This is a genomic window from Oricola thermophila (assembly GCF_013358405.1).
Taxonomy (GTDB): Bacteria; Pseudomonadota; Alphaproteobacteria; order Rhizobiales; family Rhizobiaceae; genus Oricola; species Oricola thermophila.
Window position 1 is genome coordinate 638,593 of record NZ_CP054836.1, and the last position, 14,706, is coordinate 653,298.

The following is a 14,706-nucleotide window of genomic DNA, read 5'->3' on the forward strand; positions in this document are numbered from 1 at the left end:
GAACGCGGCGGCTATGCTCCGTTCGCCTGCCGTCTCTGTCTTGCCGCCAGTCTTTCCCGGTGCAGGGTGTAAATGCCCGAGACCATGATGATGGCCGCGCCGATCAGGGACCACGCGTCCGGCAATTGCGAGAAGAGCAGCCAGCTCAGGCCCGTGCTCCAGATGATCATCGTGTATTGCAACGGAGCCAGCGTCGCCGCTTGGGCAAGTTCCAGGGCCCGGATGATGAGAAACTCCCCGATCCCTGCGGTGCAGGCAATGAGCAGGATCAGCAATACCTGCCTGAGGCTGGTCGGCGTCTGCCAGACAAGGATCGTCGGTATGGTCAACAGCACGACACTGCTGATCGCCGTGTAGACGATGGTCGTGATCGTCCGATCCACCGGCCCGAGAACGCGCGACAATATCTGTCGCACCGCGAACAGGGAAGCTGCTGCGAGGACCACGAAGATCGCGGGATGGAACAGGCCGAGGCCGGGACGGATCACGATCAGCGTTCCGATGAAGCCGATCGTGACCGCCGTCCAGCGGCGTATGCCCACTGTTTCGCGCAGCACGACCGCGGCCAGTATGGTGACGACGAACGGTGCGACAAAGCTCACGGCGGTGGCATCGGCCAGCGGAACGTAGCCGACAGCGAATATGAAGGCGGATGCCGACAGCGCGGCCGCCATCCCCCTGCCTATCTGCAATACAGGGCGGGCCGTCCTGAAAACCGAACGACCGCGTGTGGCGACGATCCATGTCGCGATGGTCAGAAGCCCGAGCTGGCGAAACCATGCAATCTGGAATGGCTCGAAATCCCGCGTGAGTATCTTGGCGGTCGCATCCGTTATTGAAAAGAACATGAAGCCGAGAAGCATCAGGCCGATTCCGAGGCCGGTTCGGCTTGTTCTGGGCGGTTCGGTGGAGGCTATGGGCGCGTTCGGAAAGGTCATGCAGTCCGCCCATACCCCTTTCCGCGGCGCGAGGCCAGCAGGCAGGGCGTTGCGATGACGGTTCCGCGTGCCGGCTACCGCTTCAGCGAGCGGAAATGGTCGTCCCAGCCCCGGTGTCGACGACCGGTGGCCGCGAGATGGTCGCTCTCGTTGTCCGGCGCACGCACGATTTTGGCGCCGAGCTGTTCCGATACGGCGGTAACAGCAATGGTCATGGCAATGTCGTGCGGTCAGCTTCGAAGGTGGGCGGGAATATTGTTGTTGGCCGGCGAGCTGTGGACCGGCTCGATGTCGTCTTCCCCGACGACGCGCTCATACGCCTCATGCTCGCTCTTGATCCTGTACTGGACGATGCCTTCGCGCGGGGGCAGGACGGCGCTGACCTCGAAGGAGTCCGGCATCTTCATGAGGGTGCGGCTGCGGTAGCAGACGAGGTCGCCGACGCTGAATCTGTGGGTGTCCATAATCCGATTTCCCAATAAAAAAGCGGGGACCAGTCCCCGCTTCGTGTGTCGATGGGAACCGGGCAGGGGACGCTTGGCGGTCCGCCCGGTTTCACTGCCGGTTAGAGCAGCTGGAGGTTCGCCGCGCTCGTACGGCCGTCACGGCCGGACTCGAGGTCGAAAGAGACCTTCTGGCCTTCGACGAGACCGCCGATGCCTGCGCGCTCGAGGGCGCTGATGTGGACGAACACGTCCTTGCTGCCGTCTTCCGGCTGGATGAATCCAAAGCCCTTCTGGCCATTAAAGAACTTTACGGTACCTGTAGTCATGTCTGCTATTCCTAAGCGTAACTTGCCGCGCCGCAACGTGCGGACGCGATCCAAACATCGAAATTTTGGAAAGAAATTGGCGGGTCGATAGCGTTGACGCCGCGAATAGCCAAGACTGGCCAAAAGAACGATGATTTTACATAGTACGGATTTGCGGTTTATTCAAGGCCGTCATCCGAAGTCTTGCGAAAATGTGCACTGGCTGACGGCGAAACGCCCGATATCGGCGTTCCCGGCCGATCCGGCACAAACAAAAAAAGCGGGCTATTGCCCGCTTTCCCCGTTCAACCGTGACCTGCCAGGTGCCAGTACATCCGTGGTCACGTGGCGGTCTTCCGGTTGTCGCAGCCAGCGCCGGGGACCTCTCGACACATCCGGAAGGAGCCCCACGCGGCGCCGTGCCGCTCAACAATAGATGGGCGGCGCGGGGCGCGGTTTCAAGGCCTGAACCGAGACATGGTCGGAAATCCGACTACTCGAAGCTGTAGGGCACCGTATCGCGCGCCTTTTCGTCCACGAACAGCTTGTGCTTGAGCGGCGGCACGGCGCGCTGGTGGCAGTCCTGGCGCTCGCAGATGCGGCACGAAATGCCGATTGGCTCGAAGGCCTCGTCGCGGCCGGTGTCGAGATCGTCGGCATAGACCAGCTCGCCGGCATGGCGCACCTCGCAGCCAAGCGCCAGCGCATAGCGCTGCACGGGGGCACGGAAGCCGCCTCCCGGTTTCGAGACGGTCGTCGCGAGGCACAAATACCGAATCCCGTCAGGGGTTTCGGCCAGTTGCCTGATAATCCGGTTCGGCGTCTCGAAGGCGGAGTGCACGTTCCAGAGCGGGCAGGCGGAACCGAAGCGGGCGAATTGCAGCTTGGTGGCCGAGTGGCGCTTGGTGATGTTGCCGGCCTGGTCCACGCGGGCGAAGAAGAAGGGCACGCCCTTCAGCCCCGGTCGCTGCAGGGTCGACAGCCGGTGGGCGACCTGCTCGATCGAGGCACCGAAGCGCTCGGCAAGCAGCTCGAGGTCGTGACGCAGCTCCCGGGCGGCTTCCATGAATTCGCCATAGGGCAGCAATGCCGCGCCGGCGAAATAGTTGGCCAGGCCGATCCGGCAGATGGCCTCGGCATCCCTCGAGCGGAAGGCGGCCTTGCGCACGATCTCGTCGATGGCATCCGAATGGGCGATCAGGGCCAGCTGGTGGGCGATCTGGAAGGCCCGGGTGGCGGGCGAGGAGCGCGGATTGAGCGACAGTACCTTCGAATGACGGTCGTAGCGCCTGATTGCGCCGGGCCGTGCCGCCGCTCCGCCGATCACCGTGCGCACGCCGTGGCGGGACTCGATGAACCCGGCCAGCGCGCGCGTTCGGTCGGTGCGACCGGCATCCAGCTGGCCGGCGAGATCCTCGGCCGCGCGGTCCAGCCAGTCGATGTAGTTGTCCATGTAGTGAAAGAAGTCGCGGACTTCCTCGTAGGGTGTCGGCTCGGCCTGTGCCCCGGAGCGCTCCAGCGTGTCGTCCAGTTCCGCCAGCCTCTCGCCGGCGCGGCGCAGCGCCTGGTGCATGGAGAGGAAGGCATGGGCCACGGCGGGCGTGTTCTGGACGACCAGCTTCAGGTCCTGCGCCGGCGGCGCGTCGCCGGAAAACAGAGGGTCGGCGAGGGCTTCCGACAGGTCCGCCAGCAGCCGGTCGTCGTCATTGCCCGACAGGTCCTTGATGTCGACGGCGAAAACCTCGGCCAGCGCCATGAGGACCGGGGCGGTCACGTGGCGCTGATTGTTCTCGATCTGGTTGAGATAGGAGGTCGAGATGCCGAGCTGGGCCGCGAAAGCCGCCTGGGTCAGGCCGCGTTCCGTGCGGATGGAGCGGATCTTGCGTCCGGCGAATACCTTGCGTGCGCGCATGTTTGCAATTTCGCAATTTGCTATTTGATTTTTCACTAAATCCGCTTGCTTGCTTTTTCAACCCTAGCTGCGCAGGCTCGCAGGCGTTACGGAAAACGCCCCGGCAAACGCGAGGACTTCATGCAGGATATTCTGGAACAGCTGGAAGAGCGCCGGCGCGAAGCGCGCCTCGGCGGCGGTCAGAGGCGTATCGACGCACAGCACGCCAAGGGCAAGCTGACCGCGCGCGAGCGGCTGGAGGTGCTGCTCGACGAGGGCTCCTTCGAGGAATACGACACCTACAAGGCGCATCGCTGCGCCGATTTCGGCATGGATCAGACGAAGATCCCCGGCGACGGCGTGGTCACGGGCTGGGGCACCATCAACGGCCGGCCGGTCTATGTCTTCTCCCAGGATTTCACCGTTTTTGGCGGTTCGCTGTCGGAAACGCACGCCGAGAAGATCTGCAAGGTTATGGACCTTGCCATGCAGAACGGCGTGCCGATCATCGGCCTCAACGATTCCGGCGGCGCGCGCATCCAGGAGGGGGTGGCCTCGCTGGGTGGCTATGCCGAGGTGTTCTGGCGCAACGCGCAGGCCTCCGGCGTCATCCCGCAGATTTCCGTCATCATGGGCCCGTGCGCGGGCGGCGCGGTCTATTCGCCGGCCATGACCGACTTCATCTTCATGGTGAAGGACACCAGCTACATGTTCGTCACCGGCCCGGACGTGGTGAAGACCGTCACCAACGAGATCGTCACGGCGGAGGAACTCGGCGGCGCATCGACCCATTCGAAGAAATCCTCCGTCGCTGACGGCGCCTACGAGAACGATGTCGAGGCGCTGCTCGAAATCCGCCGCATGTTCGACTTCCTGCCGCTGTCGAACCGCGAGGCGCCGCCGGTCATACCGACCGCCGACCCGGGTGACCGCGTCGAGATGGCGCTGGACACGCTGGTGCCGGAAAATCCGAACAAGCCCTATGACATGCACGAGGTCGTCACCAAGGTGGCGGACGAGGGCACCTTCTTCGAGATCCAGAAGGATCACGCCGGCAACATTCTCTGCGGCTTCATCCGTCTCAACGGCTCGACCGTGGGCGTGGTGGCCAACCAGCCCATGGTGCTGGCCGGTTGCCTCGATATCGATGCTTCGAAGAAGGCCGGGCGCTTCGTGCGTTTCTGCGATGCCTTCAACATCCCGATCCTGACCTTCGTTGACGTGCCGGGCTTCCTGCCGGGTACCGCGCAGGAATATGGCGGCATCATCAAGCACGGCGCGAAGCTCCTGTTCGCCTATGCGCAGGCGACCGTGCCCAAGGTCACGGTGATCACCCGCAAGGCCTATGGCGGTGCCTATGACGTGATGGCGTCGAAGCACATTCGCGCGGACGTCAACTACGCTTGGCCGACTGCGCAGATCGCGGTGATGGGGGCCAAGGGCGCGGCCGAGATCCTCTACCGCTCGGAGCTGGGCGATGCCGACAAGATCGCGCAGCGCACCAAGGAGTACGAGGACCGCTTCGCCAATCCCTTCATCGCCGCCGAGCGCGGCTTCATCGACGAGGTGATCATGCCGCACTCGACGCGTCGCCGCGTGGCGCGGGCCTTCGAGCTGCTGAAGGGCAAGCAGGCGGAGGCCCCGGCCAAGAAGCACGACAACATTCCGTTGTGAGGGTGGCGGCTGCCGTGGAAGGACAATTCGCAATTTCTCGTGATGAGGGGCGCCGCAGTCGGTGCGTTCTTCCTATATGGTGCAGCGCCAATGCAAACCTCAGGAAGGACATGAATTCATGACCGATCAATTCGATCCCGCAAACAACTTCCCCGCCGGCTACGTTCCGCCGAAGGTCTGGGAATGGGAGCAGGGCAATGGAGGCACCTTCGCCTCGATCAACCGGCCGACCGCCGGTGCGCAGTTCGAGAAGGAGCTGCCTGTCGGTCGGCATCCGCTGCAGCTCTATTCGCAGGGCACGCCCAACGGGGTGAAGATCACGGTCATGCTGGAGGAGCTTCTGGCTGCCGGCCACGAGGGAGCCGAATACGACGCCTGGCTCATCCGGATCGGGGAGGGCGACCAGTTCGGCTCCGGCTTCGTTTCCGTCAACCCGAATTCCAAGATCCCGGCCATGATGGACCATGCGCCGAAGGGTGGCGGCGAGCCGATACGGCTGTTCGAGTCCGGCTCCATCCTGCTCTATCTCGCCGAGAAGTTCGGCGCCTTCCTGCCGACCGACATTCGCGGGCGTACCGAGGCGCTGAACTGGCTGTTCTGGCAAATGGGCTCCGCTCCCTATCTCGGCGGCGGCTTCGGCCATTTCTACGCCTATGCCCCGATGAAGATAAAATACGCCATCGACCGCTTCGCCATGGAGGTGAAGCGCCAGCTCGACGTGCTCGACCGGCACCTGGCCGACCACGAGTACATGGCCGGCAGCGAGTACACGATTGCCGACATGGCGATCTGGCCCTGGTACGGGCGGCTCGCCAGCCACGGCGCCTACAACGACGCCGGCGAGTTCCTCTCCGTCGACGAATACGAGAACGTCCAGCGCTGGACGAAGCAGATCGCGCAGCGTCCGGCGGCGCAGCGCGGCTCGATGGTCAACCGCACCTTCGGCGATCCGGCGAAGCAGCTGCACGAACGTCACGACGCCTCCGACTTCGAGACGAAGACGCAGGACAAGATCGGGGACGCGGGCTGATGGTGAAACTGCCGCACATGACCAAGCATCGCGGCTTCCCGTCCGGCCTGCCGGGCACGGGGTACCAGTTCACGATCCGCCGCGCCAACCCGAAGGGAGTGACGCCGATCGTGCGCCGAGAGCGCAAGCGGGATCGCCTGCCGGTCGAGATACTTGCCGACACCGCCTTCCTGCACGCGTTGTGGCACCATTTCGGCAACGAGCCCTTCGAGCGGGGCAATCTCGACGCGGGCCGGCTGTCCTGGCTGTTCGGGCGGGAGGTCGTGCCCGCCGAGCAGCCCTTCGACCCGGCCTCCTACGAGGCGCTGCTGAAGATCGATGAAGAGGTCGCCCGGGCGAGTTTCCCGGACGCATTCGAGGATGTGCTAGAAGTATGACAACAGAGCTTTTCTCCAAGATCCTCGTCGCCAATCGCGGCGAAATCGCCTGCCGCGTCTTCAGGACCGCGAAACGTCTCGGCATCGGAACCGTCGCGGTGCACTCGGAGGCCGACCGCAACGCGCTCCATGTCGAGATGGCCGACGAGGCCGTGGAGATCGGCCCTGCACCTGCCTCCGAGAGTTACCTCGTCATTGACAGGATCATCGAGGCCTGCAAGGAGACCGGCGCCGACGCCGTGCATCCCGGTTACGGCTTCCTGTCCGAGCGGGCCGAGTTCGCCGAGCGGCTGAAGGCCGAGGGCATCGCCTTCATCGGCCCGCCGGTCAATGCCATCGAGGCGATGGGCGACAAGATCACGTCCAAGAAGCTTGCCGCCGAGGCCGGGGTCTCCACCGTCCCCGGCTTCATGGGGCTGATCGACGATGCCGATCATGCGGCGAAGATCGCGTCCGAGATCGGTTATCCGGTGATGATCAAGGCGTCGGCGGGCGGCGGCGGCAAGGGCATGCGGATCGCCTGGAACGACGACGAGGCACGAGAGGGCTTCGCGCGCTCGAAGTCCGAGGCCGCGTCCTCCTTCGGCGACGATCGCATCTTCATCGAGAAATTCATCACCGAGCCGCGCCACATCGAGATCCAGGTGCTGGCCGACTCCCACGGCAATGCCGTCTGGCTCGGCGAGCGGGAATGCTCGATCCAGCGGCGCAACCAGAAGGTCATCGAGGAGGCGCCGTCGCCCTTCCTCGACGATCAGACGCGCCGGAAGATGGGCGAGCAGGCCGTCGCGCTGGCGAAGGCCGTCGGCTACTCGTCGGCCGGCACGGTCGAGTTCATCGTCGACCGGGACCGCAACTTCTACTTCCTGGAGATGAACACCCGCCTGCAGGTGGAGCATCCCGTCACCGAGCTGATCACCGGCGTCGATCTCGTCGAACAGATGATCCGGGTTGCCGCCGGCGAGCGGCTGACGCTGGCCCAGGACGACATCCGGCTGGACGGCTGGGCGATCGAGAGCCGGCTCTATGCCGAGGACCCGTACCGCAACTTCCTGCCCTCCATCGGACGGCTGACGCGCTACCGCCCGCCGCGCGAGGGAAAACGCTTCGACGGCGTGATCGTGCGCAACGATACCGGCGTCTTCGAGGGCGGCGAGATATCGATGTTCTACGATCCGATGATCGCCAAGCTTTGCACCTGGGCGCCGACGCGCGACGAGGCGGTCGAGGCCATGGCGGAGTCGCTCGACGCCTTCGAGGTCGAGGGCATCGGCCACAACCTGCCGTTCCTGTCGGCGGTGATGGACCATCCGCGCTTTCGCGAGGGACGTATCACCACGGCCTTCATCGCCGAGGAATATCCGGACGGCTTTGCAGGCGCGGAGCTTTCCGCCGAGAACCTGCGCCTGGTGGCGGCCACGGCCGCGGCGGCGCAGTGGATATCGGAGCGCCGCGGCAGCTTCATCACCGGCCGCATGGGAAGCGGCCATCGCGCCGAGCCGCGGGAAACGCCCTACGTGGTGCGTGCGGGCGGCGAGGAGTTCGAGATCGCCATCGACGCGGAAGCCACGCGCGGCTTCTACGACGCCGAAAGCCTTGTCGCGCCGTCCGGCGGCGAGTGGGGCGGCCCGATATGGCTCACCTTCGCCGACGAGGACGAGGCGCGCGGCTACCAGGTCGCCTGGCGGCCCGGAGACCGGGTGGCGATCCTGTTCGCCGAGACCGGCGAGAAGGGGCGCTGGCGCGAGATCGCGGCGATGAAGATCGCGCCGATCCCCGGCGGCTTCCGGATGCGCTACCGCGGCGCCGATCTCGCCGTCCATGTCATGGCCCCGCACGTGGCGCGGCTTGCCGCCATGATGCCGGAAAAGGAGGCGCCCGACACCTCCAACCTGCTGCTGTGCCCGATGCCGGGCCTCGTCGTCGCGCTGCATGTCGAGGAAGGCGAGAAGGTGGTCGAAGGCCAGCCGCTCGCCATCATCGAGGCGATGAAGATGGAGAACGTGCTGCGTGCCGAGAAGGCCGGCACGGTGGCGAAAATCCCCGTCTCGGTCGGCGAAAGCCTCGCCGTCGATGCGGTCATCATGGAGTTCGAGAGATGAGCAGGACGAAGCGCGACTGGCTGGACCTCGCCACGAAGGAACTCAAGGGCCGCGATCCCGCCGAACTCGACTGGGAGACGCCGGAGGGCATAACCGTCAAGCCGCTCTACACGGCCGAGGACCTGCCGGAGGGCGCCGTCGACGAGCTGCCCGGCTTCGCGCCCTTCACCCGCGGCGTGCGCGCCACCATGTATGCGGGCCGTCCGTGGACCATCAGGCAATATGCGGGCTTCTCGACCGCGGAGGAGTCCAACGCCTTCTACCGGCGCAACCTTGCCGCCGGGCAGAAGGGCCTCTCGGTCGCCTTCGACCTGGCCACCCATCGCGGCTACGATTCCGACCATCCGCGCGTTGCCGGCGATGTCGGCAAGGCGGGCGTCGCCATCGACTCGGTCGAGGACATGAAGATCCTGTTCGACGGCATCCCGCTCGGCGAGATGAGCGTGTCCATGACCATGAACGGCGCCATCATACCGGTGCTGGCCATGTTCATCGTCGCCGGCGAGGAGCAGGGCGTCGACAAGTCGAAGCTCACCGGCACGGTGCAGAACGACATCCTCAAGGAGTTCATGGTCCGCAACACCTACATCTACCCGCCGGAACCGTCGATGCGCATCGTCGCCGACATCATCGACTTCACGGCCCGCGAGATGCCGCGCTTCAACTCCATCTCGATCTCCGGCTACCACATGCAGGAGGCCGGCGCGACGCTGGCGCAGGAGCTGGCCTACACGCTGGCCGACGGCATGGAATATGTTCGCGCCGCCACCTCGCGCGGCCTCGACGTGGACGCCTTCGCCGGGCGCCTGTCCTTCTTCTTCGGCATCGGCATGAACTTCTTCATGGAGGCCGCCAAGCTGCGCGCCGCGCGCCAGCTCTGGGCGAGGATCATGACCGATTTCGGCGCGAAGTCCGACCGCTCCAAGATGCTGCGCACCCACTGCCAGACCTCCGGCGTCTCGCTGACCGAGCAGGACCCGTACAACAACATCGTGCGCACCGCCTACGAGGCGCTGGCCGCGGTGCTCGGCGGCACCCAGTCGCTGCACACCAATTCCTTCGACGAGGCGATGGCGCTGCCGACGGACTTCTCCGCCCGCATCGCCCGCAACACCCAGCTGATCCTCGAGCACGAGACCGGCGTCGCCAATGTCGTCGATCCGCTCGGCGGCTCATACTATGTAGAGGCGCTGACGAAGGATCTCGCCGACAAGGCGTGGGAACTGATCCAGGAGGTCGAGGCGCTGGGCGGCATGACGAAGGCCGTCGAGCAGGGCCTGCCGAAGCTGCGCATCGAGGAGGCGGCGGCCAAGCGCCAGGCGCGCATCGACAAGGGCGAGGAGGTGATCGTCGGCGTCAACCGCTTCCGCCCGGCCGACCCGGACAAGGTGGACATCCTGTCCATCGACATCTCGAAGGTCCGCGCCGCGCAGATCGCCAAGCTGAAGAGGGTGCGCGAGACGCGCAGCCAGTCGGCCGCCGAGAGCGCGCTGGCGGCACTGGAAAAGGTCGCGGCGAGCGGGCAGGGCAATTTGCTGGAAGCGGCGATCGAGGCTGCGCGCGCCCGCGCCACGCTGGGCGAGATCTCGGATGCCATGGAACGCGCCTTCTCTCGCCACAAGGCCGTCACCCGCGTCATCTCGGGCGTCTATGGCGAGGCCTATGCCGACGACCCGGAATACAAGGCCATCCGCACCCGCATCGAGCAGGCGACGAAGACGATGGGCCGCAAGCCGCATATCCTCGTCGCCAAGATGGGCCAGGACGGCCACGACCGCGGCGCCAAGGTGATCGCCTCGGCCTTCGCCGACATGGGCTTCACCGTCGATTTGTCGGACATGTTCGAGACGCCCGACGAAGTGGCCGGGAAGGCGAAGGCCATGGGCGTCGACGTGGTCGGCGTCTCGTCGCTGGCCGCCGGGCACCTGACGCTGGTGCCCGAGCTGATCGACCGGCTGAAGGCCATCGGCGCCGGCGATATCAAGGTCGTCTGCGGCGGCGTCATCCCCGAGCAGGACTACGCCGCGCTAAGGGCGGCCGGCGTCGCCGAGATCTTCGGCCCCGGCTCCAACGTGCTGGAGGCGGCGAACGCGGTGTTGGCGCAGGTTGAGGGGGTGAGAAGGAACCGGTAGAGTTCAGTAAAGGGCAGAATTTCTACCTAGATTACTTTCTTGGATTTCGGTGTATCCGGCAGGTGGATAGTCTTAATATAGCGCCCATATGATTTGTTGATGGCGAACGGTTCAGGCCGGAGGAAAAGCTGTATGTGTTCTCCTTTCTTTTGGCCAGGGTAGGGCGTTCCGGCTTTTACGAAACCCGAACGTTCCAGAATGCGGTGCATTCCGATATTGTCTGTCCGGGTTGTTGAAAATATTCCCCGGTTTTCGGCGCATTCGATGGACGCCCTTATCAACTCACTCGCGTAGCCGTTATTGCGCACGACCTCTGCGACAAACACATAGCCGAGTTCGTAAGGGTAATCCGCATCCCCAACATACACGCCGGTTCTCTTGGGGAATTTTGAGCGATAGCTGGCTTGAGGTATTTTAAGTGCGGCAGCCCCGAGCGCTGTGCCTCTAACACGAAGGAAAATAAGACGTTTGGCATTCGGCACATTGGTCCGAAGCGTCTTTTCGCTAACCTCGCCGCCAACCAATATAAGATCAATGAAATCCTTTTGAAGAACGGAAGAAAAATCGTCCGGGTTTCCTGTAATAATCTCAATCACTACGGCACCCTTGATTTGTAGTCGACGATTGCCGCAGTAATTCGCTCCAACAACGGCTTGAAGCCGTTAAAATCGATTTTGTCTGCATTGGGCCGGACCACTTGCTCGGCGAATACGAACTTTCCGTAGCCACCGGAAGCGCCACCATATTTTAACGAATTGAACTTCTTTCCTTTGACTTTGGTTTCCAAAAGGGAAGGCTCGAAACAATCCTCGATGCAGGATTTCCCTGACTCTCCTTTCTCGATAGTTTTAACGAGGTAAAGATTATCGGTGATGTGGTAGAATTTATCATCTGATTGCAAATCAATTGTTATTCCGAAATTCTGCTTGATAGTTTTGAAAAGCCCCTTAGCACCGTCGTCGTTGTCGATCAGCACGATGACCGGGTGTTGCAGCGGTTTGTGGCCGAATCTATTTATGATTTCGTGGTAGCGCGTCTTGATAAAGAAGAACTTCAAATCCTCGGTGCCGCCACCCAACTCCAGCACTGAGTGCACACGGCCAGTGTAGTTGAAGAAAGATATTTTCGAAGTGAATTTTTCGTCCTTTATTTTGGCCAATTCCGGAAATGACGGCGTGAGTTTCCGCAGCGCACACTTCAAGTAGATACTGTCAGTCTTGCCTTCACAAATTACGAGCGGTTGATCTAGGCAGACGAATTTCTTGAATATCAAAAACCGCCTATAGAGCTGGCGCGCCGCTGTCCCGTGTCTTCTTTTCTCCGGTTCGATGCGTACATCGATGGTGTCTTTGACGTGATGGATATGGCTCAGAATTCCCTCTAATGGATTCAGGGATTCGATCATTTCAGGCTCTTTTTCACCAACGACCGACACTTTAGATGGCCGATAATATTTTCCCGACTTGAAAGCCTGGTGGCACATTGAGCGAGCGTAACGGTAGTACTCCGGACGGATATTGACTTTGTCGTTGACAGTAAGTCCTGTAACGAGTTGGCGGCCATCCCGAAATTGCATGCGGGTCTTGTCGGGATTGATCTTAAAGCCGGCGCCTTCAATCGCCTTTGTCAACGGATCTGCGAGTTTCCAATCCGGTCCCTCGCCAGCTACAGGTTGTGCCAAAGCCGCCGGAAATTTCTTCAAGCTTGTAGAAAAGGTGATGTCGTCGGCATAGCGCGAGTAGGTGACTTTGTGGTCTTTCGCAAGCCGTACGAGCCGCGCGTCAAGAATGTTTGCGATCAGATCAGCAATGATGGGCGAACACGGGCTTCCTTGCGGAAGTGAGTTCTCGTGGCAGGCAATCTGGCTGATAAGCGTTGCAACGTTTTCGTGAAAACCAAAGCGGTTGTCACTAATGAAAAAACCACGCACTCGCCCGAAATTGAAGGTAGGAAAGAAATCCTTCAGGTCGAGGTTTAGGACGTAGCGACGACGTTTATGCTTCCGCGCATTCGAGATAATGGAATGCCCGCGACGAAAGCCGTGGGAGGTAGAGTTTATTCCTTTTTCTGCCTCAATTGAATCAACAGAGGCATAGAGCACATTGGCGAGCCGTCGCTGGAGCGTTTTCAGCGGTTCGATGGGTGCGCAGATTTCTCTCTCGCCTCCGTGGGATTTTTTGATCTTGAATTTCTTGTACTTTGAATTTTCTTCCAGCTTGTATATTATGTAAGAAATTCCCTTTGGCGAGAAGCCAAGTATTTTTGCGAGGTCTTCTAAATCTTTAGCGTCTTGTAGTTTCTTTAGTATGGTCATTTAGCAATTTCGTAATAAGGAAATGCTTACAGGCACTCCTATGCGATACCCAGTTTTCGTCCATTCATCACAAACGAATAGGCATTAAGGATCGTCGGGAAGCGATTCCCTCCTGACATTGTTTCTTATATCGCGATACGCGATAACAATTCTGCCTGTAAGCGGTTTTCTAATAACCGCTTCAATCAAATGGCACAAGTTTGTCAATCATCGGCGAACATGGAAAGCTATCTGGCGCACGGTGATAGTTTGTACCGGTCGCAACCAATATACTGATGTTGCACTTCGAGGCTTCTTATCCCCGTTTTTGCGGGCTAGCCTTAATCCAACTCTCCTTATTAAACTTTACCCGCCCTCCCTATCTCCTCCCCCCCCCCCCCCCCCCCTTGAACTCCGTCCCCACCGTCCCCATCTATTGATCAACCGGCTGACGCCGCGTGAAGCTCCTTCCAGATAGGTTGCGAGGTTTCGGGCGAGGTCGGGTCAGAGCTGATCGACAGTCTGGCGACCGCGGAAGTACCGGCGCCATCCAAGTCTCAGCGAACGAGGGAAGCGGGCAATAGCCCGCTTTTTTTGTTTCCGGCGCCGAGCCGGTCAAGCCCGGTGATCACGTCAGGGCGGCGAACTGCTTGCGGATGTCGGCGACAAAGACGCGCATGCGCGCCGTATGCCGGAAGTCGCGGTGGTAGAGAATCCAGACATCCCGGTCCGATTTCACCGTCAGTTCGGGAAGCTGGACGAGATCCGGTATCCAGGCGCCCACGATGACCGGGAGTTCGACCACGCCCATATTCGCCAGCGCCGCGGCAACCGCGGCAAGCTTGGTATCGACCCGGCAGGCCGCGCGCCCGCCGGGAAAATGCGATGCCGCCCATTCGGGCCGACCCTCGCCCGTGTCGTGCCAGATCCAGTCGAGGTCGGTGCGCCGGGTTGCTTCCTCCGCATCGGTTCCCTTCGCTTGCAGGTAGGCCCGCGTGCAGTAGAGGCTGTTCCGGTTCGCGGTCAGCCGATGCCCGACCAGCGTCTCTTGTGGCGCGGCGGTCGCACGGATGGCGACGTCGGCCTCGCGCCTGTTCAGGCTCGCGAGCTCGTCCGAGGCCAGCAAGGTGACCTCTATCTGCGGGTAGCGCGACGAGAAACCGGCGATCATTGGCATGAGCAGGTAGTGCGCGAGAAGGGGCGGCGCCGCTATCGTGAGCTTGCCGCCGATGCGGGCATCCCTGGCGCTTGCGCCGCGCGAGAAGCGCGACACCTGGTTCTCGACCTGCTCCGCGATCGGAACGAGTTCGCTTCCCGCGGCCGTCAATGCAAGCCCGCTCGCCAGCCGGTCGAACAGCCTGACGCCCATCCGCCGCTCGAGCTGCGCTATGCGGCGCGATACGGTCGAATGGTTGACTGCCAGCCGACGGGCGGCCGCGGTTATGCTGCCCGTTCGGGCAACGGCCAGGAAATGGCGGATGTCGTCCCAGTCGTGCATTGTGCAAAAATGCACGAGAA

The 14,706-nt window shown here is 62.1% G+C and carries 13 protein-coding genes; 5 read left to right on the forward strand and 8 right to left on the reverse strand.

Features of this window, described 5'->3' with window-relative positions; all coding sequences use genetic code 11:
- Positions 1-11: 11 nt before the first annotated feature.
- From HTY61_RS02955 to HTY61_RS02975, 5 genes are all read right to left on the reverse strand, one after another.
- A complete protein-coding gene (locus HTY61_RS02955) occupies positions 12-938 on the reverse strand; it encodes a DMT family transporter (protein WP_175275399.1) in 927 nt (308 codons plus the stop codon).
- A 74-nt stretch (positions 939-1,012) separates the two neighbouring features.
- The gene (locus HTY61_RS02960) at positions 1,013-1,153 is read right to left on the reverse strand and encodes a hypothetical protein (RefSeq protein ID WP_175275400.1); all 141 of its coding nucleotides are present in this window, start codon (positions 1,151-1,153) and stop codon (positions 1,013-1,015) included.
- Positions 1,154-1,168: 15 nt separating this feature from the next.
- Complete coding sequence (locus HTY61_RS02965) at positions 1,169-1,402, reverse strand: hypothetical protein (RefSeq protein WP_175275401.1); 234 nt, start codon at positions 1,400-1,402, stop codon at positions 1,169-1,171.
- Between the two features lie 101 nt (positions 1,403-1,503).
- Positions 1,504-1,710, reverse strand: coding sequence for a cold-shock protein (locus HTY61_RS02970; RefSeq protein WP_175275402.1), 207 nt, complete (start codon positions 1,708-1,710; stop codon positions 1,504-1,506).
- Positions 1,711-2,182: 472 nt separating this feature from the next.
- Complete coding sequence (locus HTY61_RS02975) at positions 2,183-3,601, reverse strand: helix-turn-helix domain-containing protein (RefSeq protein WP_175275403.1); 1,419 nt, start codon at positions 3,599-3,601, stop codon at positions 2,183-2,185.
- 120 nt (positions 3,602-3,721) lie between these two features.
- Here HTY61_RS02975 and HTY61_RS02980 point away from each other — a divergent pair, with 120 nt between their 5' ends.
- From HTY61_RS02980 to scpA, 5 genes are all read left to right on the forward strand, one after another.
- Positions 3,722-5,254, forward strand: coding sequence for an acyl-CoA carboxylase subunit beta (locus tag HTY61_RS02980; RefSeq protein ID WP_175275404.1), 1,533 nt, complete (start codon positions 3,722-3,724; stop codon positions 5,252-5,254).
- A 118-nt stretch (positions 5,255-5,372) separates the two neighbouring features.
- Positions 5,373-6,284, forward strand: a complete 912-nt coding sequence (gene yghU / locus HTY61_RS02985; RefSeq protein WP_175275405.1) for a glutathione-dependent disulfide-bond oxidoreductase — start codon at positions 5,373-5,375, stop codon at positions 6,282-6,284.
- Entirely contained in the window at positions 6,284-6,661 is a 378-nt protein-coding gene (locus HTY61_RS02990; RefSeq protein WP_197945359.1) for a hypothetical protein, read from the forward strand. The genes yghU and HTY61_RS02990 overlap by 1 nt, the downstream gene beginning before the upstream one ends.
- The gene (locus HTY61_RS02995) at positions 6,658-8,763 is read left to right on the forward strand and encodes an acetyl-CoA carboxylase biotin carboxylase subunit (protein WP_175275406.1); all 2,106 of its coding nucleotides are present in this window, start codon (positions 6,658-6,660) and stop codon (positions 8,761-8,763) included. The genes HTY61_RS02990 and HTY61_RS02995 overlap by 4 nt, the downstream gene beginning before the upstream one ends.
- Positions 8,760-10,895, forward strand: coding sequence for a methylmalonyl-CoA mutase (gene scpA, locus HTY61_RS03000; RefSeq protein ID WP_175275407.1), 2,136 nt, complete (start codon positions 8,760-8,762; stop codon positions 10,893-10,895). The genes HTY61_RS02995 and scpA overlap by 4 nt, the downstream gene beginning before the upstream one ends.
- Before the next feature lie 26 nt (positions 10,896-10,921).
- Here scpA and HTY61_RS03005 read toward each other — a convergent pair whose 3' ends face one another.
- The 3 genes from HTY61_RS03005 to HTY61_RS03015 all read right to left on the reverse strand — a co-directional run bounded on the left by HTY61_RS03005 (position 10,922) and on the right by HTY61_RS03015 (position 14,686).
- On the reverse strand, positions 10,922-11,491 hold the full coding sequence (locus HTY61_RS03005; protein ID WP_175275408.1) for a GNAT family N-acetyltransferase: 570 nt from the start codon (positions 11,489-11,491) through the stop codon (positions 10,922-10,924).
- Positions 11,491-13,209: a retron Ec67 family RNA-directed DNA polymerase/endonuclease gene (locus HTY61_RS03010; RefSeq protein WP_175275409.1), complete on the reverse strand. Its 1,719-nt coding sequence runs from the start codon at positions 13,207-13,209 to the stop codon at positions 11,491-11,493. Before HTY61_RS03010 ends, HTY61_RS03005 begins: the two co-directional genes overlap by 1 nt.
- Positions 13,210-13,816: 607 nt before the next feature.
- Positions 13,817-14,686 carry a LysR family transcriptional regulator gene (locus HTY61_RS03015; RefSeq protein ID WP_175275410.1) on the reverse strand — a complete coding sequence of 290 codons (870 nt, stop codon included), beginning with the start codon at positions 14,684-14,686 and terminating at the stop codon, positions 13,817-13,819.
- Positions 14,687-14,706: the final 20 nt, after the last annotated feature.